The following is a 25,404-nucleotide window of genomic DNA, read 5'->3' on the forward strand; positions in this document are numbered from 1 at the left end:
TCCGTCCTGCCGCTAGCCGTCCTTGCTCGGCATCGACAGCTCGTGGTAGGCGCCGCCGTAGAACAGCAGCGCGTCCTCGCCCGGTCCCCGGCAGGACATCAGCACCTCGCCGAGGAAGATCGAGTGGTCGCCGCCGTGGTAGACCTCGGTCAGCCCGCACTCCACCCACGCCAGGGCACCCACCAGCAGCGGCGCCCCCGTGTGCGGCCCGGGCACCCAGTCGATCCCGTCGAACTGGGCCATGCCCTGCGGCCGGGTGCGGTCGGCGAAGTACCTGGCCAGATGCTGCTGGTCGGCCGCCAGCAGCGAGACCCCGAAGCTGCGCGTGGACAGGATCGCCTCGTGGATCCGGGCGGGCCGCGCCACGCAGCACAGCGCCAGCGGCGGATCCAGCGACACCGAGCAGAACGCGTTGGCCGTCATCCCGTGCCCGCGCGGCCCGCCGGTGGCCAGCACCGTCACCCCCGTCGGCAGCCGCGACAGCACCTCCCGCAGCGACGCGGGCGCCATCTCGGTCCTCGGCGGCAGCGCCACCACCTGCTGTTCGCCCGGCATGTCACTCCCCGCCCGTGGCCGTCGCCGCCCGGCCGGCGGGGGAGCGCCGGCCGAACCGCTCGCCGTGGTAGGGCGCCAGCGCCTCCCGCAGGACGGCCGGCACCCGCTCGGGCACGGTCTCGTTGTTCGGCCCGCGCATGCACGCGATCCGCTGCCTGCCCCTGGCCACCAGGTTCTCCAGCCCGTCCTTGAGCCGCACGTAGTCGAAGCTGAACTCGATCTGCGTCTGGGTCAGCTCCTCCAGCCGCATGCGCACCGACAGCTCGTCGAAGGCGGTGATCTCGGCGAAGAAGTCGCACTCCGCCTTGAGCGTGAACAGCTTCAGGTCGTTGAACATGATGTCCGTCAGGACCTGCGCCGCCTTCTCCTCCAGGAAGCGCTCCCGGCAGTGACCCTGCCAGCGCAGGTAGTTGACGTAGTAGACGTTGCCGACGAAGTTGGTCTCCTCGAAGCCCACCCGGTGGCGGTACTCGTAGTAGTTGGCCATCAGTTCCCCTCTCCAGCGAGGACCGCGAACACCACGGGCCCGTCGGCGTGGTTCAGCGTGGTCACCCAGGTGGACACCTTCACGTCGCCGGCCGACAGCACCACCCAGCCGTCCCCGTGGAGGCGGTTCAGCGTCAGCGTGCGCGTCGTGACCCCGGCCTTCTGCAGGCACTCCAGCGCGGTCCACATCCGGGTGCCCGCCAGGTCGGCGTCCTCGCCGGACTCGGCCATCACCAGGTCGCGCACGCGCCCCAGCTCCTGGCCGAGCAGCCCGGCCCAGTCCTCCGCCGTACGGTGGACGACCGGCTCCACGTCGCAGCCGATCCGGCCCTGCCCGGTGACCACCAGGCTCACCCCGGCGCCGTGGGAGGCCGAGATCGTGCCGCCGTCCAGCTCGGGCTTGCCGTCCGGCCGATGCCGTACGGTCACCGGCCCGCCCACCGCCCGGCTGGCGGCCAGCTGGGTCTGCGTCCGCCGGTCCGCGGCGCTCCCGGTTGCGGTACCGGCTGTGGTGCCGGGCGCCGGGTCGGGTTCGACGACCACGGCCCGGCTGCCGCCGAGCACCTTCTCCAGCGAGCGCTCCAGGTAGCCGCTGAGCAGCGTCGGCACCCACGGGCCCGAGCCGTCCTTCTTCCTGACCGCCCGCAGGGTCAGCCCCTGCCAGCGTTCGACCAGGCGCCCGGCGTCGTCGAGGACGTCGATGTCGTAGGTGTAGCTGTCGCCGTCCTGGAGCCGCTCCCTGGCGTCCATGATCACGTAGTCGGAGCTCTGGTCGGCGGGCGCGGCTAGGTACAGCCGCTCGATGCCCTGCGGCAGCAGCACCGCGTCGGGGACGCAGCACTGCAGCGCGTGCATGACCGCGTCACGGGTGCCCGGGTCGGCCAGCACCCGATCCTGCGGCAGGTAGGCGGCGAACCAGGGCGCGGGCGCGGCGGTGGACAGTTCGGCGACCGCGTGCCTGGCGCTGGCCCGCCGGTAGCCGAGCAGCCGCTGGAAGCGCTTGCCCTGGAACAGCAGCCCGCCGTACAGCTCGGTGATCGGGTCGAGCGGCACCATGGGCAGCAGGGTCGCCTCCCGCGAGGCGCCGGTGTCGGGCAGCGACGGGCGCGGCAGCCGGACGACGGCCCTGAAGTGGTCGGCGCTGAACCCGGTGTCCTCGGCGCGGATGGCCACCTCGACGGTCTCGGCGTCGCGCACCAGCGCCGCCAGCCGTACCGTCGCGGGGTTGCCCGGCCGGACCACGATGGGCCGCAGGAACTCGACGTCCTCCAGCAGCGGCGAGCCGGTACGGCCCAGCGCCGCCGTCGCGACCTGCGTCATGGCCTCCATGCCGACGACGGCGGGGAACAGCAGGTCGCCGTCCAGCAGGTGGTCGGACAGGTAGGGGTCGCTGCCGGTGGACAGCTCCACCTCGGTGACCAGTTCGACGCCCGGGTAGTGGACGAGCACGCGGTCGACGAACCGGGTCAGCGGCAGGTCCCGCTCGGGCTCCAGCGGCAGCGTCGGCAGCCCGCCCATGCGCCCGGTGATGACCAGCACCGGCCCGGCGGACGGGTCGGCGAGCACCTGGCGCAGCACGCCGAGCCCGTTCTCCAGGGAGATCGGGGTGATGCCGGCGCGCACCAGCGCCTCGACCACGCCGAGCTTCTCGCCCATCCCGGCGCCCGACCAGACCGACCACTCCAGGGCCAGCGCCCGCGCCCCCGGGTGCGCGCGCTGGAAGTCCGTGGTCAGCTCGGTCATCCAGTCGTTGGCGGTCGCGTAGTGCGCCTCGCCGCGCAGCCCGCCCCGGCCGATGACGCTGCCGAACGTCACCAGGAGCTTGATCCGGTCCTGGTCGACGGCGTCGAGGACGGCCCGCAGCCCGGCGACCTTGGGGGCCGTGGTCTGCTCGAACGCCTCCTCGGTCAGGTTGGCCAGGGAGGTGGGCACGTTGCGCCCGGCCCCGTGCATGATCGCGGTGATCGGGCCGAGCGCGGCCTCCAGCCGGGCCACGGACTCGGCGACCTTCCCGGTGTCCGTGACGTCCACGAGCTCGTACCGGTAGACGATCCCGGCGGCGGACATGCGGGCCAGGTTGGCCGACAGTTCCTCGTCCTCGGCCGGGTCGGTCCGTCCGATGAGGGCGAGTTTGGCCGCCGAGTCCTTGGCCATGGCCAGGGCGCACTCGGCGGTGATGCCCCGGCCGCCGCCGGTGACGAGCAGCACGTCCGAGCTGTCCAGCGGGGTGCCGGTCCTCAGCCGCGCGGACGGTTGGGCGACGCGCATCACCGGTACGGTGCGCCGCCCGCCGGCCTCGTAGCGGACCTCGCTGAAGGCCGTGGTGGCGGCGGCCTCGGCGACCACCCGGCGGGCGGCCTCGTCGAGTTCGGCGGGGGAGGCGGCGGCAAGGCCAGGCTGGGTGACGAGCGTCGTCGCCACGCCCGCCGCCTCAAGGAAGGCGGTCTTGGCCAGACCGGAGGCGCCGTACCTGTGCTGGGAGACGACGAACCGGGTTCCCTCCGGCGCGGACACGGCCGCCTGGGCCGCCTCCAGCATCAGGCCCCGGCTGTCCTGGCCGTCGTCGGGCAGGCACAGCAGCACGCCGTCGCCGATCCCGGCCTCGGCCAGCGCGGCCGTCAGCCGGTCGGCGAGCGGGTGGGCGGCCGGGGCGAACACCCGCCAGGTGCCGCTCGGGCCGCCGCCGACGTTCACGGCGGGCTGCGCGGCGGGCACGTGCTCCAGCGCGAACGGCCGCACCCACTGCGCCACGCCGGCCACCTCGCCGCCGGGGGCGCCGCCGCCCTCGCCGGCGTTCTCGGCCAGTTCGTCGATCACCTGTGCCAGCTCGCCCAGCGTCACGGTGGCGAAGTTGGTCGTCGCCTCCAGCGCGGGCAGCCCGAGCCGCCGGGTGACGTCGTTGACGAGCTGGCCCACCGTGATCGAGCTCAGGTGCAGGTCGTCGAGCGGGTGCGTCTGCGCGGTGACGGTCTCCAGCGGCAGCTCCACCCGCTCGGCGGCGAGCCTGCGCAGCAGATCCAGCGTGGACGGCCGCTCGTCGGCGGCCAGGGGCGCGGACTCCCCGCCCTGGGCGGCGCCGGGCTCGCTCATCCCGACGGACAGGTCGGGGGCGGCCTCGCACGGGCTGGACAGGAACGCGAACCCGCCCTCCAACGGCAGCGGGCGCACCACCCGCCCGGCGAACAGCGCCTCGGTGTTCAGCGCCGCCCCCATCACGTACGCGGCGCCGAGCACCGACAGCAGCGGCGTCAGCGAGCGGTTGTCGGTGTCGACCGACAGCACCGGCATGTCCGGCGCGATCTCCTGCATCAGCCCCGAGAGCACCCGGCCGGGCCCCACCTCGACGGCGAGATCGGCGTCGCGCACCGCCTTGGCCGCCGCCTCGTGGAAGCGGACCGGGAGCACCACCTGCTCGCACAGCAGCGTCCGCAGGTCGGTGCCGGGGTCGAGCAGATCGCCGGTCACCGTCGAGACCATCGAGCGGGCCGGCCGGGTGAAGGAGAAGTCCGACAGGCGCTCGGCCAGCGCCTGCGCGGCCGGCTCGACCAGTGGCGAGTGGAAGGCGTGCGAGACGCTGATCCGGGTCGCCGAAAGGCCCGCCGCCCTGGCCCGCTCGCACACGCGCTCCACGGCCTCGGCGTCGCCGGACACCACCGTCTGCCGGGGCCCGTTGAACCCGGCGATCACCACCGGGTCGTCGCCGAACAGCCGCGCGGCCTGCTCCGGCGTGGTCGCCAGCCCGGCCATCGCGCCGCCGCCCCTGCTCGCCTGCGCCATCACCTGGCCCCGCGCCCTGGCCAGGCGCAGCACCTCCCGCTCGTCTACGGCGCCCGCCCAGGCCAGCGCGGTCAGCTCGCCGAGGCTGTGGCCCACCGCGACCTCGGCGTACACGCCGAGCGCGCCGAGCACCCGCAGCGCGGCGACGGAGCCCGCCACGATCCGGGGCTGGGCCGCCTCGGTGGCGACCTGGTCGCCGCCCTCCGGCACGCCCGACTCCTGGAACACCGCCTCCGCCGCGCCGAACCGGCGCCGGATCGCGCCGACGGCGCCCCGCCCCGAGCCCTGGCCGGGGAACAGGTAGGCGATCTTCGGCGCGGTCTGGCGGTGGTCGAGGAACACCCCGTCGGCGGTGGACAGGCGCTGCTCACCCGCGTCCAGCGCGTCCAGCAGCCGCTGCAGCTTGCGGGCCGCCTCGGCGGGCCTGGCCGCCACGACCGCCGCCCGCGCCCGCTGGCCGGACAGCCGCCCGGCCAGCGTGGCCGCGAGGTCGGCCAGTTCGGCGAACGACAGCGCGGGCACCAGCTCGGCCAGCTCCGCGATCCGGTCGCGCAGCGTCGCCGTGTCCGGCGCCTCCACCAGCAGCAGTTCGGCGTCCTGCCGTCCGCCGACCAGCTCCGCCGCCCGCTCGGGCAGCTCGGCGCGGCGCGCGGAGCCGGTGGCCTGCTCCAGCGCGAGGTGGGTGTTGATGCCGCCGAAGCCCATCGCGGACACGCCCGCCCGGATCGGCCCGTCCTGCGGCCACAGCTCCGCCCCCGTCGGCACGTACAGGGCGGGGGAGTCGCCCGTGAGCTTCGGATGCGGCTCGAAATGGCCGGTCGCCGGAGGGATCACCTGGTGGTAGACCGACAGCGCCGCCTTGATCATGCCGGCGACGCCCGCCGCCGCCTTGGTGTGGCCGAAGTTGCCCTTCACGGAGCTGACCGCCGCCGCCCGCGCCCCCGGGTCCGCGGTACGGCGGGCCGTGCCGATCGCCTCCAGCTCGGTCGCGTCGCCGAGCGCCGTGCCGGTGCCGTGCCCCTCGAAGTAGCCGATCGTCTCCACCCCGTACCCGGCCCGGCCGTAGGCGCGGCTGATGGCCAGCCGGTGGCCGCCCGCCTCCGGCCGGGTGATGCCGCCCTTGCCGTCCGAGGAGACCCCCCACCCGGTGATCGAGGCGTAGATCCGCAGGCCCCGCGCCAGCGCGTCGTCCTCGCGCATCAGCACCAGCACGCCCGCGCCCTCACCGGGCCAGAAGCCGTTGGAGTCCTTGTCGTAGACCTTCATCTCGTCCGTGGACAGTGCCCCGGTCTTCGCGAAGCCGATCACCTCGAACGGGTCGATCGACAGGTCCACGCCACCGGCGAGGCACACGTCCAGGTCGCCGTCGGCCAGCGCGCGCGCCGCCGTCGCGATCGACAGCAGCGACGAGGAGCAGGCCCCGTCCACCGTGTAGCCGCCGCCCCGGAAGTCGTAGAAATTGCAGATCCGCCCGGCGATCGTGTTGGCCAGGCCGCCCGCCAGCGTGTCCTCGTCCACGGCGGGGAACGGCGCCTTGTACACCGGTTCGAGGTCCCGCAGGAACCCGCCGGTCTCCTCCTCGTCCCAGCCCTTCGCCGCCAGCGCGGCCGCCAGCGTGCGCCGCACGTACGGCCAGCGCAGCCGCATCAGGTTCGCGCGCGAGAACTCGCCCGTCAGACTGTTGCCGATGACCACGCCCGTCGCCTGCAGCGGCAGTCCGGCCGCGTCGGGGAAGCCCGCGTCCGCGAGCGCGGCGGAGGCCACGTCCAGCGCCAGCCAGTGCGTCAGGTCGGTGGCCCGGTAGGTGCTGCCCGCGACCTTGAACTTCAGCCGGTCGAAGGAGTAGTCGCGCAGGACCGCCGCCTTGTCCGCGTAGAAGCGGTCGGGGGCGTTCGGGTCCGGGGACCAGTAGTCCGCCTGGTTCATGCGCTGGTCCGGCAGCCTGCGGAAGGCGCGGCGCCCGGCCAGGACGTTCTCCCAGAGGTCGTCCGTGCTTGCCGCGTCGGGGTAGCGGAGTCCGATGCCGACGATCGCGATCCGAACGGTGCTCAACCTGTACCGCCTTTTCTCGATGACCACACCGACCCGAATCGACGCGCCGATTTACGTCCGGACACATGTCGCGAACCAGCCGAGTCCGGCGATAGTCCTGTGCTGATTTTCGATTGCCCAGCTAAAGCGTGCCGCACCGGGTCGGCCGATTTCTTCTCCCTGGATGCGGTAAGCGGGATTCTCGGATTCTGCTGATCGTATTCGGAGCGCAGTAGCGAAGATGCGACCCCTTCATTAACGGCCGACTCTGGCAATGCCCCCACCACCGGAGGAGTCGATGCCGTCATTTCTCGGTTCACTGCGCCAGTTCGCGCTCGCGCCGAATCTGAAGTCCGTCACATTCGCCGAGCGCGGTTTTCCAGGGGCCGGTTCGCCCGCCACGGAACAGCTGGAGGCCATCCCGCAGACCGTGGTGTGCGGGTTCGAGTGGGGTATCGCCGCCCGCGACCTGTGGAACGTACGCAGGCGGCTGGACCTGGTCGAGCCGGAGCAGCGCGGCTTCGCCTACGAAGGCGCGGCGATGGCGTTCACCATCCGCGACGCGATGGCCGGCGGACGCGGACGCCGCACCCGTGAGCTGCTGCTCGGGCCGGGCGCGCCGCACGTGTTCCTCACCTACATCGGCATCGGCTTCGCCATGGCACGCCTGCCCAGGCGGCTGTGGCGCGGCGTCGTGCCCGACCTGACCGGCTCGCCGTACTACCCGACGATGACCTGGCTCGCCGTCGACGGCTACGGCTTCGACCTGGCCTACTTCCACACCCGCCGGTACGTGGACGAGCAGCGGGTGCCGCCCGTCTACCCGTGGGAGGGCTCGCCGGACTACTTCCCGCACGCCGTCGACCAGGGGATCGGGCGGGCGCTGTGGTTCATCCACGGCGCCGACCCGGCCGCCGCTGCCGCCGCCGTCGGCCGCTTCCCGAAGGCGCGCTGGCCGGACCTGTGGAGCGGCGTCGGCCTGGCCGCCACGTTCGCGGGCGGCTGCCCGGAGGACGGCCTGGCCGCGCTGCGCGAGAGCGCGGGCGAGCACCGGGCGCAACTCGGCCTCGGCGCGGTGCTGGCCATCAAGGCGCGCACCTTCGCCGGCCACGTGCCCGCGCACTCCGCCCTGGCCGCGCAGGCGCTCGCGGACCTGCCCGTCGCGGACGCCGTACGGATCTCCGACCTCGCCGAGGCCGGGACCAACGGTCGCGAAGCAGGCCCGCAATCGGCGCCCGTCTACGAGCAATGGCGTCGCAGAATTCGCGCGCATTTCACCGGGAACACGCTGCAACCCGGTATCAGGCGTAACCGGTCACGCCGTTCCAACAATGGTTAGGAGACGGAATTGGCGAGCATCTGGCGCACCCTGAGGCGCCGCATTCTGACCCCGGACGACGCCGAGACGACCCTCGGCAGGCGCGGCTTCCACCGGAAATCGGCGCAGGCGCAGGAAAGACTTGAGACCGTCGGCCGTACCTTTCTGCGCGGTTACGCCGCCGCCATGCAGGCGCGCACGCCCGCCGAGGTCGAGGCCGACCTGGAGAAGCTGCCCGACTGGCAGCGCGGCTTCGCCTACGAGGGCGCCGGCATGGGCCTGGCCGTCCTCGACGGACTGCCGTTCGGCCGCTCCGACCATGTGCAGAGGTTCCTGCGCCGCCCCCTCGGCGACTCCTACCGCTACCTCGTGTACGTCGGCATCGGCTGGGCGATGGCGCGCCTCCCGCGATTCCGGTGGCCGAAACCGCACACCCTCGACCCGGTGCTCGTGCCTTTGGTCCTCGACGGCTACGGCTTCCACCAGGCGTACTTCAACACCGCCCGCTACGTCGGCGCCCAGTACCGGGAAGCGGCCTTCCCCTGGCCCGGCGGCGCCCACGGCGCCTACGCGGACAAGTCGATCGACCAGGGCATCGGCCGCGCGCTGTGGTTCGTCGGCGGCACCGACCCCGAGCGCGTCGCCGACCTGATCGAGGCGTTCCCCGCCGCGCGCAGAGGCGACCTCTACAGCGGCACCGGCCTGGCCGCCACGTACGCCGGCGGGGTCGAGGAGAAGGAACTGCGCGCGCTGCTGGCCCGCGCGGCCGAGCACCGGGGCGAGCTCGCGCAGGCGTGCGCGTTCGCGGCCGACGCGCGCGCCCGCGCGGGCATCGTGCCCGAGCACACGGCGGCGGCCACCCGGGTCTTCTGCGGCACGACGCCCGAGGAGGTCGCCCGGATCGCGGGCGAGCTGCGCCCCTCGGGTCCTGAGGGCGACCTGCCCGCCTACGAGGTGTGGCGGCGGCGGCTCGCCACCCGATTCGTCTCTTCTGGAGGTGTCAACAGATGAACGCGGCACTAGGCCTGCTGCGCAGGCAGCTGACCGGTGTCATCGCGCTCGTGGTGGTCGTCGGCTTCTACTTCGTGGTCGCGCTGCCGGAGAGCTCGGCGCAGACCCGGAACGAGATGGCGAGCAGGTACTCGTTCGCCGGCCACAGCGTGGCGCTGCCGACCTCGGACAAGCAGCAGTCGATCAGGAAGGTCAACCGGGCCTACAAGGACTTCGACGCCTGGATCTCCTCGGTCGGCGCGGCGGTCGCGATGAACGATCTCGACGGCGACGGCCTGCCCAACGACCTGTGCCTCGTCGACCCGCGCACCGACCAGGTGATCGTCACGCCGACGCCGGGCAAGGGCGAGCAGCGCTACGCGCCCTTCGAACTGGACCCGGCACCCCTGCCGGTCAGCGACATCATGGCGCCGATGGGCTGCGTGCCCGCCGACCTCAACGAGGACGGCAGGCAGGACCTGCTCGTCTACATGTGGGCGCGCACGCCGATCCTCTACCTGGCCAGGGCCGACCACGCCGGGCTGAGCACCGCGGCCTACAAGCCGGTCGAGGTGCTGCCCGGCAACGTGGGCCCGGACGGCCGGTACAAGGGACCGCAGTGGAACACCAACGCCGCGACCGTCGGCGACTTCGACGGCGACGGCCACGACGACATCTTCCTCGGCAACTACTTCCCCGACAGCCCGGTGCTCGACCCGTCGGTCGACGGCGGCGTGGTCATGAACCACTCCCTGTCGCACGCCCAGAACGGCGGCGAGAAGATCATCCTGCTGTGCGCGGGCTTCAAGGCGGGCGCCGACCCGGACGCCACGTTCAAGCGGGCCCCCGACGAGGCGCTGCCCGAGGATGCGAGGAACGGCTGGTCGCTGGGCGTCAGCGCCACCGACCTGGACGGCGACCTGCTGCCCGAGCTGTACATCGCCAACGACTTCGGCCCCGACCGGCTGCTGTACAACCAGTCCAGGCCCGGCCAGGTGAAGTTCACCAACGTCACCACCCCCGCCCGGCCCGGCACTCCGAAGTCCAAGCGGATCGGCGCCGACTCCTTCAAGGGCATGGGCGTCGACTTCGGCGACTTCGACCACGACGGTCTGTTCGACGCCTACGTCTCCAACCTCACCACCTCGTGGGGCATCGTCGAGAGCAACTTCTTCTACACCAACACCGCCGAGAACCCGGCCGAGCTGCGTGCCCGGCTGCGCGGCGGCGAGGCGCCCTTCCGCGACGACAGCGGCGAGAACGGGACCGCCTGGTCCGGCTGGAACTGGGACGTCAAGATCGACGACTTCGCCAACTCCGGCGACCTGCAGATCGCCCAGGCCACCGGGTTCATCCGCGGCTACACCAACCGCTGGCCGCAGCTGCAGGAACTGGCGATGGCCAACGACGCCCTCGTGTCCAACCCGATCTTCTGGCCGAACGCCAACTCCGGCGACGACCTGGCCGGCAACGAGACGCTGAAGTTCTACGTCAAGGGCGCCGACGGCCGCTACACCGACCTGGCCCCCGAACTGGGCCTGGCCGTGCCGATCCCGACCCGGGGCATCGCCACCGGCGACGCCGACGGCGACGGCCTGCTCGACCTCGCGGTGGCCAGGCAGTTCGGTGACCCGATCTTCTACCGCAACCAGGCGCCCAAGCCGGGCGGCCACCTCACCCTGTCGCTGACCCACGAGCAGGCGAAGACCGTGGGCTCGGCGCCCGCGCCCGGCTCGCCGGTCATCGGCGCCGAGGTCACGGTGACCACCGCCGACGGCAAGAAGTACATCCAGCGCGTGGACGGCAGCAGCGGCCACTCCGGCCGCCGCAGCAGCGAGGTGCACATCGGCCTCGGCGACGCCACCGGCCCCGTCCGGGTGGCCCTGAAGTGGCGCGACCGCCAGGGCGAGTCGCACCAGCAGGAACTCACGCTCAGCCAGGGCAGGCACGCGCTCGTGCTGGGCGACCAGGCCAGGGAGAAGTGACGAACATGGGTGACCAGAAAGCGACAGTCGTGGGGAAGCCGCCGGCCGGTGGGCCTCCGAGGCATGATCCGAAGATCGTCACTGCGCTGCGCAGGTTCGCCATCTCGATCACGATCTTCAACATCCTCGGTTACACCGTCCTCGGGTTCGAGCAGCCGTGGACGTGGCCGCTGGTGGCCCTGGCCACCGGCTACGCCGTGGAACTGGTGCTGGAGAAGATCGGCTCCCGGGTCGAGGGCCGAGCCCCCCGCTACGCGGGCCGGGGGCTGAAGGGCCTGGTCGAGTTCCTGTTCCCGGCGCACATCACCAGCCTCGCGCTCAACATGCTCATCTACGTCAACGACCGCATCTGGGTGATGATGTTCGCCGTCACCCTGGCGGTGGCGGCCAAGTGGATCCTGCGGGCGCCGGTGCGCGGCAACCTGCGCCACTACATGAACCCCTCCAACCTCGGCATCCTGATGGTGCTCGTCCTGTTCCCGTGGGGCAGCATCGCGCCGCCGTACCACTTCACCGAGCACGTCAACGACACGGTGAGCTGGCTGATCGTCGCGATCATCCTGGTGTCGGGCACCATCCTCAACGCCAAGCTGACCAACCGGGTGTGGCTGATCCTCGGCTGGGTGGGCGGGTTCGCGCTCCAGGCCGTGGTGCGCGGACTGGTGTTCGACACCTCGATCCCGGCCGCGCTGGCCGTCATGACCGGGGTCGCGTTCGTCCTCTACAGCAACTACATGGTCACGGACCCGGGCACCACCCCCTCCAAACCGGGGGCGCAGGTCGCCTTCGGCGCCGGTGTCGCCGCGATCTACGGGGTGTTCATGGTCGCCCACATCGCCTACGGCCTGTTCTTCGCCACCGCGATCGTGTGCCTGATCCGGGGCATGTTCCTGTGGGGCCTGCACTTCGTCAACAAGGCCCGCGTCCAGTTCGAGGCCGAACAGCGGCTGAAGGCCGAGCAGGCCAGGGTCGCCGAGGCGAACTCCGTCCCGGTCGCGGTCCTCAGCGACAGCGAGCCCGCGGCTCGCCCGGCGGCATGAGCGCCACCCGAGGCCGGACCCCCCCGGGACCGCCCCGCCGGGCGGTCCTCGGGCTGCTGCGCCAGCTGCGCGCCGACCGGCTCGGCCTCATGAGCGGAGCGGTCACCGTGTACGGCGACGCCGTCCGCGTGGCGATCGGCCCGAAGAAGCTGTACATCTTCAACCACCCCGACCACGCCAAGCACGTCCTGGCCGACAACGCCGCCAACTACCACAAGGGCATCGGCTACACCGAGGCCAAACGCGCCCTCGGCGACGGGCTGCTGACCAGCGAGGGCGCGCTGTGGGAGGAGCAGCGGCGCACCATCCAGCCGGTCTTCCAGCACAAGCGGATCGCCGCCCAGGCGGACGTGATCGTCGACGAGGCGCTCGGCCTGGTCGAACGGCTGCGCCTGCACCAGGCGGCCGGCCGCCGGGTGGACGTGCTGTCCGAGATCACCTCGCTCACCCTGGGCGTGCTCGGCAGCATCCTGCTCGACACCGACCTCGGCGCCTTCGAGTCCATCGGGCACTCCTTCGAGGCCGTCCAGGACCAGGCCATGTTCGAGATGGAGACCCTGGGCTCGGTCCCGCAGTGGCTGCCGCTGCGCAGGCAGCGGACCTTCCGCAGGGCCCGCGCCGACCTGGAGCGGATCGTCGACATCCTGGTGGCCCAGCGCAAGGCCGGCCCGTCGGAGTCCGGCGACGACGTGCTGACCCGGCTCATCGCCTCCACCGCCAGGGAGCGCGACAAGGCGGTCGCCGACCGCCGCATGCGCGACGAACTGGTGACGCTGCTGCTGGCCGGGCACGAGACGACGGCCAGCACCGTCGGCTGGACCCTCGACCTGGTGAGCAGGCACCCGGAGGTCGGGCGGCGCCTGCACGAGGAGGCGGTGGCCGTCTACGGCCGGCGCCGCCCGGCCTACGAGGACCTGCCCCGGTTGAAGTACACGACCATGGTGCTGCAGGAGACCATGCGGCTGTTCCCGCCGGTGTGGATCCTCACCCGGCGCGCGGTCGCCGACGACGTCGTCGGCGGCTACCGCGTCCCGGCGGGGGCGGAGGTCCTCATCTGCCCGTACACCCTGCACCGGCATCCGAGGTACTGGGAGGAGCCGGAGCGCTTCGACCCGGAGCGCTTCGACCCGCAGGCGCCCTCGGCCCGGCCGAGGTACGCCCACCTCCCGTTCGGCGCCGGTCCCCGCTTCTGCGTCGGCAACCACCTCGGGATGATGGAGGCCACCTTCATCGTCTCCGCGCTGATGCGCGACCTGAGGCTGGAGCGGGTGCCCGGGTTCCGGGCCAGGCCGGAGCCGATGCTCTCGCTGCGCCTGGGCGGCGGCCTGCCCATGACCGTCCACCCGTGGGAGGCGGCCGGCCGCTCCGCGGCATGAGCGCGTCCCCGGCGGCCTCCTCCGGGGCCGCCGGGGGCGTTCCAGACGAAAGGCGGTAGAGCACCATGACCAACCTGGCGCAGACGCGCGGCGGGCGGCGCAGGGGACCGGCGGAGTTCGCGAGGCTGCACGCCGCCATCGCCGACGACCGGGTCCGCGAGCTGTTCACCCACCGGTTCCTGGCGGCCACCGAGACCTTCGACCGGCTCGTCGACGCGGCCGCCCACCGCATCCTGACCTCGATCGGCGCGCTGCCGGGGGCGGCGGGCGTCACCGTCCTGGAGGCGAAGAAGACGCTGTCGATCCCGTGGCGTCGTACCGTCCCCCTGAAGTTCCTGTACGAGAAGCTGTCCGACGCCGGGCTGCTGGAGCAGCGCGGCGACCGCTTCCTGCCGGGATCGGTGCCGGCCGAGGACTTCGAGGCCGTCGCCGCCGAACTCGCCGAACTGGAGCCGGGCGCGGCCGTCGCGGCCGAACTCGTCGGGACGTTGGTCGAGCAGGCCCCGCGCTACTTCAGCGGTGCGGCCGGCGGTGAGGAGATCCTGTTCTCCCCGCAGACGCTGCCGCTCTGGCTGCGGTACTTCTCCAACGACAACCTGTTGTACACGATCAACAACACGCTCGGCGCCGAGGCGCTGTCGCGCCTGGTCCCCGGGGACGGCGGCGCGCTGGAGATCCTGGAGATCGGCGGCGGCTGCGGCAGCGCCGCGCAGGAGGCCCTGCGCAGGCTCGGCCCCGGCATCGCGCGCTACCGCTTCACCGAGGTCGCGGAGACCTTCGCCAGGCACGGCGAGCGGGTCGCCAGGCAGGCCGCCGCGCCGTCGACGGCCGTCGAGACGGCGCGGCTCGACATGACCCTGCCGTGGGCGAAACAGGGCGTCGAACCGGGCACCTTCGACGTCGTCTACTCCGTCAACTGCTTCCACGTGGCACCCGACCTCGACTTCGTGATCGCCGAGGCCGCCAAGGCCCTCAAGCCCGGCGGAACGGTGCTCGTCTCCGAGTGCGTGCGCCCCACGAAGCTGGCCCGGCCCATCTACGTCGAGTTCGTCTTCGACTTCCTCGACAGCTTCACAGACGTGGCCACCGACCCGGTCAAGCGGCCGACGCACGGGTTCCTGACGCCCGCCGCCTGGCGGGCCACCTTCGAGGCCGCCGGGCTCGCCGACGTGCGGATCCTGCCCGACGTGGACGCCGTCGCCGAGCAGTACCCCGACTTCTTCGTGGGCGCGGTGCTGGCCCGCGCGAAGGACTGAGAGGACCCCGTGGGCTCAGGCGTAGTGGCTGCGCGGGCGCGCGTTGTCCGGCAGGTGGACCTCCCGCATGAACGGCGGAAGCAGCCACAGCCGCCGTCCCCACGCGGCGATCTTGCCGCTGAACAGCGCCCGCGACCGGCTGATGCGGCCGAACAGCATGAGGTTCAGCGTCGTCGGGTCGAAGGCCAGGTGCAGGTCGGGCCGAACGGAGAACTTCTCCACCGTCACCCGGCCGTCCTGCAGCACCAGCGTCACCGGCGTGGTGTAGCGGGAGTGGAAGCGCACCGCGATCCGGCCGCGCCGCTTGGGGACGCCCGTGTCCATCAGCCGCCCGTAGTCGATCTTGATCATGCCGATGAGGAACAGCTCGAAGAACAGCGCGGCCTCGCGCGGTGGGATCCGCCACGGCAGGCGGCTGACCTGGGCGATGTCCCAGCCGTGCACGTGCATCTCGTTGATCAGGTGGGCGAACAGGCCCGCGAGCGGCACCTGGGCGCCGCCCAGCCAGCGGATCGGGGTCGCCGGGTTCATGCCCTCGGTCAGCCGCAGGATCTCGGCGATGTCGGCCCGCAGCCGCCCGGCCAGCTCGGCCGGGTCCCGCTCGGGGAAGAACCCGAGCACCAGGTCGTTCACGTCGGCCACGGTGTCGACCGTGGCGGCCGCGATCGGCGCGTCGACCTCGGGGATCGGGCTCGGCGTGCCGTCCTGGCGCATGATGGCGGTGTAGTAGAGGGCGATCGAGGCGATGTGCGCGCCGGTCTCCGCGACGGTCCACTCGCGGGTCGCCATCGCCTGGGGCGGGACGGAGGTGAGCAACCGGGCGAACCGGTCGCCCACCTGCGCGAGCGTCGCGCGCGCCGTCCACCACTGCTGGTTCGGTCTGGACACGGGCACCGTCCCCTCATCCGGATGACGGTCACGCTAACACCGGGTTCCCCGACCCGGTTTCTTCCATCGTGCGCTCCACCACTCGCAGAGGAGATGTCATGGCACACATCACGCTGGGGAACGACCTTCCGGGCATCGTCGGCCTGTTCCACTACCGGCCGCAGACCGCCCGCCCGCTGGGCGAGCTGGCCGAGGTGCTCCTGCGCGACGACAACGCGCTGTCCAGAGGCGAGCGCGAGCTGATCGCCGCCTACGTGTCCGCGCGCAACGACTGCCGCTTCTGCTACGCCTCGCACGCCGCGTTCGCGCAGGCGCAGCTGCCGGAGGACAGCGCGCCGGTCGAGCAGATCTGCGCCGACCCGGCGCGGGCGGAACTGTCGGCCAAGATGCGGGCGCTGCTCGACATCGCCGGATCCGTGCAGCAGGACGGCAAGACGGTCACCGCCGGGCAGGTCACCACCGCCAGGGTCGCCGGGGCCACCGACGTGGAGATCCACGACGCGGTCCTCATCGCCGCCGCCTTCTGCATGTTCAACCGCTACGTGGACGGCCTGGCCACGATCGCGCCCGACGACCCCGACGCCTACCGGGCGATGGCGGCCGGCCTGGTCGAGACCGGATACGTGGCGGCGCTGCCGCGCTGAACCCTCACTCCAGGAGGTCGAGCTGGCCGTCGCAGTTCCAGCCCGACGGCACGCCGGTGATCCGCAGCGGCCTCCTGGAGGCCAGGCCCAGGCGGGAGGCGCAGTCCGGCCCGATGCCCGCCAGCCGGGACTCGGGGGTCCGCAGCGCGTGCTTGCACGCGGCGCACCGCACCACGTGCTCGCGGACGGCGGGCTCGCCGAGGTCGAACAACGTCACGTCGTCTGAGCTCACCCGCCCACCCTAGGACCGGCTGAAACCTGCTTGTGTTCACGGGCGGCGGGCGAGTTGGATGGCCGTGTGCCCGAGATCGCCTGCGACGAGTCCGGCGCCGAGGGGGAGAAGCTCGTCGGCGGCAACACCGACGTGTTCGCCCACGCCGCCGTCCGGCTCGACGCGGAGTCCGCGGCCCGGTGCCTGGCCGAGCTCCGCGACCGGGCGCCCTCGCCCACGACCGAGTACAAGTCGAGCATCCTGCGCCGCTCCAAGCACCGCAGGGCGCTGATGTGGCTGCTCGGCCCGTCGAGCCCGGCCTACGGCCAGGTCCGCGTCCACCTCACCGACAAGACCCACCTCCTGATCCGGCGCCTGGCCGACGTGCTCGGGCTGACGGCGGGGGAGCTGCGGGAGGCCGGGCCGAGGGAGTTCGGGCAGGCGTGGCCGCGCCTGCTGGAGGCGGTCAACGACCACATGCGCTCGGGAGCGCGCAACGGCGCCCGCGACCCCGGCGACCTGCTCGGGCTTCTCGCCGAGCCGCTGCGGGCGGGCTCGGGTCTGGCGCGCGGGCTGCTCGCGGCGATGCCGTACCTCGCGGAGTTCGGGACGCGGGAGGACGAGAGCCCCGCGCTCGACCCGCTGATCCCGGCGATCCTGCGCGCGATCGCCTACGGCGCCTCGGGCGGTGTGCCGGTCACGGTCGTGCACGATCAGCAGACGGTGCTGTCGGAGGAACGGGTGGCCAGGATCGCCCGCCTGTCCGGCGGCCTGCTCGCCGACTTCCGGCTCGTGGACTCACGCACCGACGCCCGGGTGCAGGTCGCCGACCTGCTCGCGGGCGCCGCCCGCCGGATCGCCTCGGAGGAACTCGGCGGCCACGGCGACCCCGATCTCACGGCGCTGCTGCGGCCGTACGTCGACGAGGGCTCGACCTGGGGCGACGCGCGGAGCTGGCGGCTGCTGGCCCCCGAGGCGGCATCCTAGGAGGCGGGGCGCGGTTCGGTGAGCTGGGCCAGGTCGATGCCGTGCTCGGCCAGGTCGTCGACACTGGCGCAGTAGCCGTACAGGTAGGTCTGGTCGCCGACCTGGCGGGAGATGCGCAGGACGGGCCGGTCGTCGAGGACGATCGCCTCCACCTGGACCCCGTCGGGGGTACGCCACACTGCCACGGGGCAAACCCTAGCGACCAGGACTTAAAGGATGGGTAATGAGTTATCGGGCATTCGTGGAGCTGGTCGGCGATTCGCCGGCGGCCAGGGCGCTCGGCGCCGAGCTGTGGGCCCGCTGGTCCGAGCCGCACCGCCGCTACCACACGCGCACCCACCTGCGCGCAGTCCTCGACGCCGTGGACGAGCTGGCCGCAGAGGCGGGCGAGCCGACCGCCGTCCGGCTGGCCGCCTGGTTCCACGACGCCGTGTACGACGGCCGCCCCGGCTGGGACGAGGAGCGCAGCGCCCAGCTCGCCCAGGCGCGGCTGCCGCTGTGCGGGGTGCCCTCGGAGATGGTGGCGGAGGTGGCCAGGCTCGTGCGGCTGACCGCGGCCCACGACCGGTTGCGCGACGGCGACGCGAACGGGGCCGTCCTGTGCGACGCCGACCTCGCGGTGCTGGGCCGGCCCGGCTACGAGGAGTACGCGCGGGCGATCAGGCAGGAGTACGCCCACGTGCCCGACGAGCTGTTCAGGAAGGGCCGCGCGGAGGTGCTGCGCAGACTGCTGGCCGTACCCTCCCTCTACCGCACGCCCCGGGCGCGGCGGCTGTGGCAGGAGCGGGCCGTGCGGCAGCTCACCGCCGAACTGGCCGCGCTCACCGGCCCGCGGCGCTCCGGCGGCGGCGCAGCCCCGCGCCGGTGAGCCTGCTCACCAGCTCGCGCGAGCCGACCTCCTCCGCGCCCAGCTCCACGGCCTTGTCGTACAGGGTCTCCGGCACGTCGTAGTGGTCGCGGTCGAAGGCGCGGCGCGGCATCCCCAGCGCCTCGGCGAAGGCGTGCAGCTCCGCGAGGGACACGTCGCTCACCAGATGCGACCACATCAGCTCACGCGGCCCCGGCCACACGGGCGGGTCGATCAGAATCGTCACGGACCATATTGTCCAGGAACCGCCGCAAGCCGGCGCCGGCCGTCGCTAGGAGACGGGCACCCGTCCCCGCACCGTCAGTTCGTCCAGGTCGGCGACCACCACGTCCGCGCCGTGCGCGCGCAGCTCCGCCGCCCGCTCCCGCGGACCGACGGCGACGACGAGCCCGAAGCCGCCCGCGCGCCCCGCCACGAGCCCCGGCAGCGCGGACTCCACCACCGCAGCCCGTGCGGCGGGCAGGTCGAGCCGGTGGCACGCCTCAAGGAACAGGGCCGGGTCCGGTTTGCCGGGCAGGTTCATGAGCGTGGCGTCGTACCCGTCGACCACCAGGTCGAACAGGTGCTCGACCCCCGCTCCGGCGATGAGCCGCCGCCCGTGGACGCTCGCGGTGACCGCCGCCGTACGGCTGCCGCGCCGGCGCAGTTCGTGCAGGAGCGCGACGGCGGAGGGGAAGGCGGCGACGCCGTATTTGCCGATCTGGGTGAGGAACTCGCGGTCCTTGGCCGCCCCGAGCCCGTGGACGGTCGGGGTCCCGGGTTCGTCGTCCGGGGCGCCCTGCGCGAGGTCGATGCCCCTGGAGGACAGGAAGGCGCGCAGCCCGTCGAGGCGGGGGCGGCCGTCCACGTGGCGCCGGTAGTCGGCCTCGACGTCGAAGGGGGCCGAGCGGCCGCGCAGGAAGGGGTCGAAGACGTGCTTCCAGGCGGCCGCGTGCACCCGGGCGGTGTCGGTCACGACGCCGTCGCTGTCGAGGACGACGGCACCGATCGAGGACAGGTCGATCTCGGGTCCGTTCACATCTGTGACGGTACGCTCACTACCAGGTGACGGGTAGTTTCTCCACGCCGTAGATGATGGCGAGCTTGCGGAACGGCACCTCGCCGGCGACCCGGAGCCCCGGGAAGCGGCGCAGCAGGGCCGGGAAGGCGATGCGCATCTCCATCTGGGCGAGCGGTGCGCCGATGCAGCGGTGGATACCGTGCCCGAAGGCCAGGTGGGAGCCGCTGGAGGCGCGTTCGGGCCGTACCTTGTCCATCCCCTCGCCGAGGGCCGGGTCGCGGTTGGCGGCGGCCAGCGAGCACAGGACCATCTGGCCCTTCTTGATCGGCGTGCCGAGCAGTTCGAGGTCCTCGCGGGCGAAGCGCGGGAAGGCGACCTGGACGACCGTCATGTACCGCAGCAGCTCTTCGACCACCTGGTTGATGTAGCCGTCCTCCTCGCGGACCCTGGCGGCGACCTCCGGGTTCTCCATCAGCCACAGCGAGCCCAGCGCCAGCATGCTGGTGCTGGTGTCGTGGCCGCCGGTGAGCAGGCCGTCGGCCATGCTGGCGAGAGTACGGTCGTCCAGCTCGTCGCCGTGCTCGCGCAGAAGCTGCCCGAGCAGCCCGTCGCCGGGGTCGCGGCGCTCGCGGGCGACCAGGTCGACCAGGTAGGTCATGGCGTCGTTGATCGCCTGGAGCGACGCCTCCGGCCCGGCCATGAAGTCGAAGCGGTCGGTGCTCATCTTGAGGAAGTCGGCGCGCTCGTCGTACGGGACGCCGAGGAGCTCGCAGACCACCAGCGACGGGATCGGCAGCGCGAAGGACTGCACGAGGTCGGCGGGCGCGCCGTCCTTGTCCATCCGGTCGAGGTGCTCCTCGACCATCTCCTCGATGCGCGGTTCGAGCCTGCGCAGGCGGCGCATGGTGAACTCGGGCGTGAGGTACTTGCGCAGCCGGGTGTGCTCGGGCGGGTCGCGGAAGCCGAGGCCGCCGGGGTCGTCCTGGTTGGAGCCGAGGCCGATGATGCCCGCGAAGTCGCTGCTGAAGCGCTCGTGGTCACCGAGTACGGCGCGGACGTCCTCATACCGCGTGAGCAGGAAGACGGTCTGGTCACCGGGGATCTCCATGGGGAACACCCGCTGCTCGGTCCGGATGCGGCCGAGTTCGGCGACGGGGTCGAAACCCTCCCGCATGAACTGCACGAGGGGAAACTCTGACTCTTCCATCAAATCCATCCTGCCGGGGGCATTGCGCTATGTGGTGATAAGTCCCCTATAGATAGTCCCACCTGCGACAAGTGCCCGTGCCGCGGACTGCGGGGACGCCTCGTTCAGTGTGGAGCATGACCCGCCCTCGCACATCCTCCGTAAGTGGGAAGGGCGGCTCCTGCCCCGGTCCCGGGTCTCCGGGAGCTCCGACTGCCGCTAGGGTTTGCGATCGTGTCGCTCTATGGCGGACGGGGGCCGGTTTGGCGTACAAGGGAGCGACATTCTGCAATGATCTCGTCGAACGCAGTCGGACATCCAACCTGACGGACAGTGACTGATGCCCCCATTTGAGGAAATAGCCGCTTTCATCTCGGAAAAGCCCTTCGTCGCGACCATCATCGGAGTGTCCGCGCTCGTCGCGCTCGCCCTGGCCTACGTGTTCGGCCGGGTCGCCTGGCGCGCGAGTTCCACCTTCTTCACCCGGTACGTCGCCCCGCGTCCCGTCGAGGACGTCCTCACCGTCGTGGCCGCCTGCATCGCCACCGGCGTGTCCGCGCAGGGCATGTGGCGCTTCTCCGAAGACGTCCTCGGGCTCGACGGCCCGCTCAGGTTGCTGCTGTTCGCCTTCATCGAGATCGCCATCATCACCAGTGCCGTGCGGGCCAGACGCAACATGCGGGAGAACTACTCGGCGGGCATCGACGGCATCGCCGTGTGGGTGCTGACCTGCCTGACCGCCGTGCTGTCCAGCATGGACGCGGGCAGCCTGCCCGAGGCCGTCTTCCGCCTGGCCGCGCCCCTGGTGGCCGCGTGGCTGTGGGAGCGCGGCATGGCCATCGAGCGCCACCGCATCCGGGGCACCGGCCGCATCAACTGGCGTCTCACCCCCGAGCGCATGCTGGTCCGGCTCGGCCTGGCCGAGGTCAACGACCGCAACGCCAGCGAGGTGGACGCCCACCGCAGGCTCACCCGGGTCGCCCTGGCCGCCAAGAAGGCCAAGGCGCTGCGTGAGGGCGGAGCGCCCGAGCGCAAGGTCAGGGCCGCCCTCGCCAAGCTCGACAAGGCGATGGACCAAGCGGTCGAGCACACCGGCCTGGCCGTCGACCAGACCAGGCAGGAGGCGCTGCTGGCGCAGATCGCCGCCCTGTACAACACCTCCAAGCTGGTCGACGCCGACCCGCGCGTGCCGTGGGAGCAGAACCACCAGCCGGTGCCCGCGCGGGCGCTGCCGCCGGTGCTGGCCGAACTCGTCGACGACGACGACGTGGTGTACGACACGACGCCGCAGGTCGTCGACAGCGCCGAGCGGGCGCGGCTGATGCGCGCCGCCCGGCAGTACTGGGACCGGCAGATCGCCAAGCGGATCGTGCCGAGGACGATCGACATCGCCCAGGAAGTGGGCATCTCACTGACGATCGCCCGCGAATGGCGAGCGCTCTGGAAGCTGGAACCCCAGGCGCACTCGCTGATCGAGGCCCTCTACCAGGAGCACGGCATCGTCGACACCGGGGCCTTCCCCGCCATCGCCGACGACCGCGTCCTCGCCGACACCAAGTGAGGCTCAGCCCAGGGCGGCGTTGACCACCGCCCTGGCCTCCTCCTGCACCCGCGACAGGTGCTCGGGGCCGCGGAACGACTCGGCGTAGATCTTGTAGACGTCCTCGGTGCCGGACGGGCGGGCGGCGAACCACGCCTGCTCGGTCGCCACCTTGATCCCGCCGAGCGCGGCCCCGTTGCCCGGCGCCTCGGTGAGGATCGCGGTGACCCGGTCGCCCGCCAGCGAGTCCGCCGTCACCTGCGAGGCCGACAGGCGGCCGAGCACGGCCTTCTGCTCGCGGGTCGCGGGCGCGTCCACGCGGGCGTAGGCGGGCTCGCCGAAGCGCCGCGTGAGCTCGCCGTACAGCTCGCTCGGCGACCTGCCGGTGACGGCGATGATCTCGGCGGCCAGCAGCGCCAGGATGATCCCGTCCTTGTCGGTGGTCCACGTCGAGCCGTCGCGCCGCAGGAACGAGGCGCCCGCGCTCTCCTCGCCGCCGAATCCGAGCGAGCCGTCGAGCAACCCGGGGACGAACCACTTGAACCCGACGGGCACCTCGTACAGCCGCCTGCCGAGCCCGGCCGTCACCCGGTCGATCATGCTGCTGCTCACCAGCGTCTTGCCCACCCCCGAGGCGGCCGGCCAGCCGTCGCGGTGGGAGAACAGGTAGGACACCACCACGGCGAGGTAGTGGTTGGGGTTGAGCAGCCCGCCGTCCGGGGTGACGACACCGTGCCTGTCCGCGTCGGCGTCGTTGCCCGTGGAGACGTCGAAGCGCGAGCGGTTGCCGATCAGCGAGGCCATCGCGTACGGCGACGAGCAGTCCATGCGGATCCTGCCGTCCCAGTCGAGCGTCATGAACCGCCACGTCGGGTCCACCAGCGGGTTGACCACGGTCAGGTCGAGCCGGTGCCGTTCGGCGATCTCCCCCCAGTACGCCACGCTCGCCCCGCCCAGCGGGTCGGCGCCGATGCGCACCCCGGCCGCGCGCACCGCCTCGACGTCGATCACCGACGGCAGGTCGGCCACGTAGGCGTCCATGAAGTCGTAGCGGCCGGTCGTGTCGGCCGCCAGCGCCCGCGTGTACGGAACCCGGCGCACCCCCTTGAGCCCCTCGGCCAGCAACTCGTTGGCCCGGTCCTGGATCCACCCGGTCGCGTCGGTGCCGGCCGGGCCCCCGTTCGGCGGGTTGTACTTGAAGCCGCCGTCGGCCGGCGGGTTGTGCGACGGCGTCACCACGACCCCGTCGGAGCCCGGATGGGCGAGGATCGCGTGGGAGAGCGCCGGGGTCGGCGTGTAGCCGTCGCGGCTGTCGACGAGCACCCGCACCCCGTTGGCGGCGAACACCTCCAGCGCCGAGACCCGTGCGGGCTCGGACAGCGCGTGCGTGTCGGCTCCCAGGAACAGCGGACCGGTGACGCCCTGCGCGGTACGGTACTCGCAGATCGCCTGGCTGGTGGCCAGGATGTGGTCCTCGTTGAAGGCGGAGCGCAACGCCGAGCCGCGATGGCCCGAGGTTCCGAACGCCACCCGCTGGCCCGGATCGTCCACGTCGGGGTGGAGCGCGTAGTAGGCGGTCACCAGCCTGGCGACGTCCACCAGGTCGGACGGCTGGGCGGGCTGTCCCGCGCGATCGTGGGTCATGCGCCAAGCTTATGACGGGGCCCATGACGGGCACCTGAACGCAGAAACGGAGTCTCGGCGGCGATGCGGATCGGACTTTTCCTCGGCGAACCACGCGGTGACGACCCCGTCGGCGCGCTGCGCGACGACCTTCGGCGTGCGCGCGACGACGGCTTCCCGTCGGCGTGGATCTCCCACATCTTCGGCGTCGACGCGCTCACCGCGCTGGCGGCGGCGGGCCCGGCGGTACCCGGCATCGAGGTCGGCACCGCCGTGGTGCCCACCTACCCGCGCCACCCGGCCGCCCTCGCCCAGCAGGCGCTGACCGTCAACACGGCCGTCGGCGGCCGGCTCACCCTCGGCATCGGCCTGTCGCACCAGGTCGTCATCGAGGACATGTTCGGCTACGACTTCGCCAAGCCGGCCAGGCATATGAAGGACTACCTGTCCGTCCTCGTGCCGCTGGTCAAGGACGGGCAGGTCGCCTACGAGGGCGAGACGCTCAAGGCGCAGATCGCCCTCGGCACCCCGGGCCGGGGCATGCAGGTGCTCGTCGCCGCCCTCGCCCCCCGCATGCTGGAGCTGGCCGGATCGCTCGCCGACGGCACCGTCCTGTGGATGACCGGCCCCAAGACCGTCGCCGAGCACGTCGTGCCCGCGCTCACCGCCGCCGCGGACAAGGCCGGACGCCCGGCCCCGCGCGTCGTGTGCGGGCTGCCCGTCACCGTCACGGACGACCCGCAGGCCGCCCGCGACGAGGCCGACCGGATGCTCGCCATGTACGGCACCCTGCCCTCCTACCGCGCGGTGCTCGACAGGGAGGGCGCGGCGGGCCCGGGCGGGGTCGCCGTCGTCGGGGACGAGGACAGCGTCGCCCGGCAACTCGCCGAACTGGGCCGCGCCGGCGTCACCGACTTCATCGCCTCCGAGTACGGCGACCGCGACCGCACCCGCAGACTCCTGGCCGAACTCGCAGGTTGAACGCCGACGGCGCGCCGCTGAGCCCGCCCGGCCGGATCGACCTAGACTCCGGCAAGGTGAAACGAGTGCTGCACGGCATCGATGTCTCCAACTGGCAGGGGACGGTCGACTGGTCGGGACACGCGCGCAGCGGCGTCGCCTTCGCCTTCGCCAAGGCCACGGAGGGCGGCACCTACACCGACCGCTACTTCGCCCGCAACTGGGACGGCATGCGGGCGAGCTGGCTCGTCTGCGGCGCCTACCACTTCGCCCGCCCCAAGGGCGACCCGGTGGAGCAGGCCCGCCACTTCCTGCGCACGGTCTACGCCGCCGGCGGCCTGCGCAAGGGCGACCTGATCGCGCTCGACCTGGAGACCAACGACGGACTGCCGCCCGAGCGGGTGGCGAGGTACGCCCGCCGCTGGTGCCACTACGTCGAGCGCAGCACGGGTCTGCGCCCCTTCGTCTACACGTTCCTGTCGTTCGCGAGGACCGGCCACTGCGCCGGGCTCGGCGACCACCCGCTGTGGATCGCCGGGCCCGATCTGCCGCGCGGCAACCCCATGGTGCCGCTGCCCTGGAACGACTGGACGATCCACCAGCACGCCAACAGCCCGCTGGACCGCAACGTCTTCCACGGCAGCCGCCGAGACCTGACCAGGCTGGGGTTCAGGCCGCGATAG

Annotated in this window: 22 protein-coding genes; 12 read left to right on the forward strand and 10 right to left on the reverse strand. The window is 72.4% G+C overall.

What is annotated here, in order from left to right:
- Positions 1 to 12: 12 nt before the first annotated feature.
- Genes ABD120_RS19185 through ABD120_RS19195 form a run of 3 tightly spaced genes read right to left on the reverse strand, consistent with a single transcriptional unit; the run spans position 13 to position 6,870 of the window.
- Positions 13 to 555, reverse strand: a complete 543-nt coding sequence (locus tag ABD120_RS19185; RefSeq protein WP_343951300.1) for a flavin reductase family protein — start codon at positions 553 to 555, stop codon at positions 13 to 15.
- Position 556: 1 nt separating this feature from the next.
- Positions 557 to 1,042 (reverse strand): acyl-CoA thioesterase, encoded by a 486-nt coding sequence (locus ABD120_RS19190; protein WP_343951301.1) that lies wholly within the window; start codon positions 1,040 to 1,042, stop codon positions 557 to 559.
- Positions 1,042 to 6,870: an SDR family NAD(P)-dependent oxidoreductase gene (locus ABD120_RS19195; RefSeq protein WP_343951302.1), complete on the reverse strand. Its 5,829-nt coding sequence runs from the start codon at positions 6,868 to 6,870 to the stop codon at positions 1,042 to 1,044. Before ABD120_RS19195 ends, ABD120_RS19190 begins: the two co-directional genes overlap by 1 nt.
- Before the next feature lie 277 nt (positions 6,871 to 7,147).
- Between ABD120_RS19195 and ABD120_RS19200 the strand changes: the two genes are divergently transcribed.
- The 6 genes from ABD120_RS19200 to ABD120_RS19225 all read left to right on the forward strand — a co-directional run bounded on the left by ABD120_RS19200 (position 7,148) and on the right by ABD120_RS19225 (position 14,814).
- Positions 7,148 to 8,188, forward strand: a complete 1,041-nt coding sequence (locus tag ABD120_RS19200; RefSeq protein ID WP_343951303.1) for a DUF1702 family protein — start codon at positions 7,148 to 7,150, stop codon at positions 8,186 to 8,188.
- A 9-nt stretch (positions 8,189 to 8,197) separates the two neighbouring features.
- Positions 8,198 to 9,178: a DUF1702 family protein gene (locus ABD120_RS19205; protein ID WP_343951304.1), complete on the forward strand. Its 981-nt coding sequence runs from the start codon at positions 8,198 to 8,200 to the stop codon at positions 9,176 to 9,178.
- Positions 9,175 to 11,142: a CRTAC1 family protein gene (locus ABD120_RS19210; protein ID WP_343951305.1), complete on the forward strand. Its 1,968-nt coding sequence runs from the start codon at positions 9,175 to 9,177 to the stop codon at positions 11,140 to 11,142. The genes ABD120_RS19205 and ABD120_RS19210 overlap by 4 nt, the downstream gene beginning before the upstream one ends.
- 5 nt (positions 11,143 to 11,147) lie before the next feature.
- Positions 11,148 to 12,182, forward strand: coding sequence for an enediyne biosynthesis protein (locus ABD120_RS19215; protein ID WP_343951306.1), 1,035 nt, complete (start codon positions 11,148 to 11,150; stop codon positions 12,180 to 12,182).
- Positions 12,179 to 13,558, forward strand: a complete 1,380-nt coding sequence (locus ABD120_RS19220; RefSeq protein ID WP_343951307.1) for a cytochrome P450 — start codon at positions 12,179 to 12,181, stop codon at positions 13,556 to 13,558. Before ABD120_RS19215 ends, ABD120_RS19220 begins: the two co-directional genes overlap by 4 nt.
- A gap of 65 nt (positions 13,559 to 13,623) precedes the next feature.
- Positions 13,624 to 14,814, forward strand: coding sequence for a class I SAM-dependent methyltransferase (locus ABD120_RS19225; protein ID WP_343951308.1), 1,191 nt, complete (start codon positions 13,624 to 13,626; stop codon positions 14,812 to 14,814).
- 15 nt (positions 14,815 to 14,829) lie between these two features.
- Here the strand turns inward: ABD120_RS19225 and ABD120_RS19230 are convergent, their stop codons facing one another.
- On the reverse strand, positions 14,830 to 15,702 hold the full coding sequence (locus ABD120_RS19230) for a DinB family protein (RefSeq protein WP_343951309.1): 873 nt from the start codon (positions 15,700 to 15,702) through the stop codon (positions 14,830 to 14,832).
- 98 nt (positions 15,703 to 15,800) lie between these two features.
- Here ABD120_RS19230 and ABD120_RS19235 point away from each other — a divergent pair, with 98 nt between their 5' ends.
- Positions 15,801 to 16,346, forward strand: coding sequence for a carboxymuconolactone decarboxylase family protein (locus ABD120_RS19235; RefSeq protein WP_343951310.1), 546 nt, complete (start codon positions 15,801 to 15,803; stop codon positions 16,344 to 16,346).
- A 4-nt stretch (positions 16,347 to 16,350) separates the two neighbouring features.
- On the opposite strand, the gene ABD120_RS19240 is transcribed toward ABD120_RS19235, so the two are convergent.
- Entirely contained in the window at positions 16,351 to 16,578 is a 228-nt protein-coding gene (locus ABD120_RS19240) for a DUF6011 domain-containing protein (protein WP_343951311.1), read from the reverse strand.
- Positions 16,579 to 16,644: 66 nt separating this feature from the next.
- On the opposite strand from ABD120_RS19240, the gene ABD120_RS19245 reads away from it, so the two are divergent.
- Positions 16,645 to 17,544 carry a DUF3800 domain-containing protein gene (locus tag ABD120_RS19245; RefSeq protein WP_343951312.1) on the forward strand — a complete coding sequence of 300 codons (900 nt, stop codon included), beginning with the start codon at positions 16,645 to 16,647 and terminating at the stop codon, positions 17,542 to 17,544.
- Here the strand turns inward: ABD120_RS19245 and ABD120_RS19250 are convergent.
- The gene (locus ABD120_RS19250) at positions 17,541 to 17,729 is read right to left on the reverse strand and encodes a hypothetical protein (RefSeq protein ID WP_343951313.1); all 189 of its coding nucleotides are present in this window, start codon (positions 17,727 to 17,729) and stop codon (positions 17,541 to 17,543) included. The two genes, ABD120_RS19245 and ABD120_RS19250, sit on opposite strands and share 4 nt — an antisense overlap.
- A 38-nt stretch (positions 17,730 to 17,767) precedes the next feature.
- Between ABD120_RS19250 and ABD120_RS19255 the strand changes: the two genes are divergently transcribed.
- A complete protein-coding gene (locus ABD120_RS19255) occupies positions 17,768 to 18,412 on the forward strand; it encodes an HD domain-containing protein (protein ID WP_343951314.1) in 645 nt (214 codons plus the stop codon).
- On the opposite strand, the gene ABD120_RS19260 is transcribed toward ABD120_RS19255, so the two are convergent.
- The 3 genes from ABD120_RS19260 to ABD120_RS19270 are packed head-to-tail and all read right to left on the reverse strand — an operon-like array spanning position 18,366 to position 20,619.
- On the reverse strand, positions 18,366 to 18,638 hold the full coding sequence (locus tag ABD120_RS19260) for a DUF4031 domain-containing protein (RefSeq protein WP_343951315.1): 273 nt from the start codon (positions 18,636 to 18,638) through the stop codon (positions 18,366 to 18,368). The genes ABD120_RS19255 and ABD120_RS19260 overlap by 47 nt on opposite strands.
- A gap of 45 nt (positions 18,639 to 18,683) precedes the next feature.
- A complete protein-coding gene (locus ABD120_RS19265; protein ID WP_343951316.1) occupies positions 18,684 to 19,430 on the reverse strand; it encodes an HAD family hydrolase in 747 nt (248 codons plus the stop codon).
- A gap of 19 nt (positions 19,431 to 19,449) precedes the next feature.
- Positions 19,450 to 20,619, reverse strand: a complete 1,170-nt coding sequence (locus ABD120_RS19270; RefSeq protein ID WP_343951317.1) for a cytochrome P450 — start codon at positions 20,617 to 20,619, stop codon at positions 19,450 to 19,452.
- Between the two features lie 385 nt (positions 20,620 to 21,004).
- Between ABD120_RS19270 and ABD120_RS19275 the strand changes: the two genes are divergently transcribed.
- Positions 21,005 to 22,159 (forward strand): hypothetical protein, encoded by a 1,155-nt coding sequence (locus ABD120_RS19275; protein WP_343951318.1) that lies wholly within the window; start codon positions 21,005 to 21,007, stop codon positions 22,157 to 22,159.
- Positions 22,160 to 22,162: 3 nt separating this feature from the next.
- Here ABD120_RS19275 and pgm read toward each other — a convergent pair whose 3' ends face one another.
- Positions 22,163 to 23,782 (reverse strand): phosphoglucomutase (alpha-D-glucose-1,6-bisphosphate-dependent), encoded by a 1,620-nt coding sequence (gene pgm, locus ABD120_RS19280; protein ID WP_343951319.1) that lies wholly within the window; start codon positions 23,780 to 23,782, stop codon positions 22,163 to 22,165.
- Between the two features lie 63 nt (positions 23,783 to 23,845).
- On the opposite strand from pgm, the gene ABD120_RS19285 reads away from it, so the two are divergent.
- Entirely contained in the window at positions 23,846 to 24,742 is an 897-nt protein-coding gene (locus ABD120_RS19285; RefSeq protein WP_343951320.1) for a TIGR03564 family F420-dependent LLM class oxidoreductase, read from the forward strand.
- 56 nt (positions 24,743 to 24,798) lie between these two features.
- The gene (locus ABD120_RS19290) at positions 24,799 to 25,404 is read left to right on the forward strand and encodes a glycoside hydrolase family 25 protein (protein ID WP_343951321.1); all 606 of its coding nucleotides are present in this window, start codon (positions 24,799 to 24,801) and stop codon (positions 25,402 to 25,404) included.

It is taken from the genome of Nonomuraea longicatena (genome assembly GCF_039525605.1).
Lineage (GTDB): Bacteria > Actinomycetota > Actinomycetes > Streptosporangiales > Streptosporangiaceae > Nonomuraea > Nonomuraea longicatena.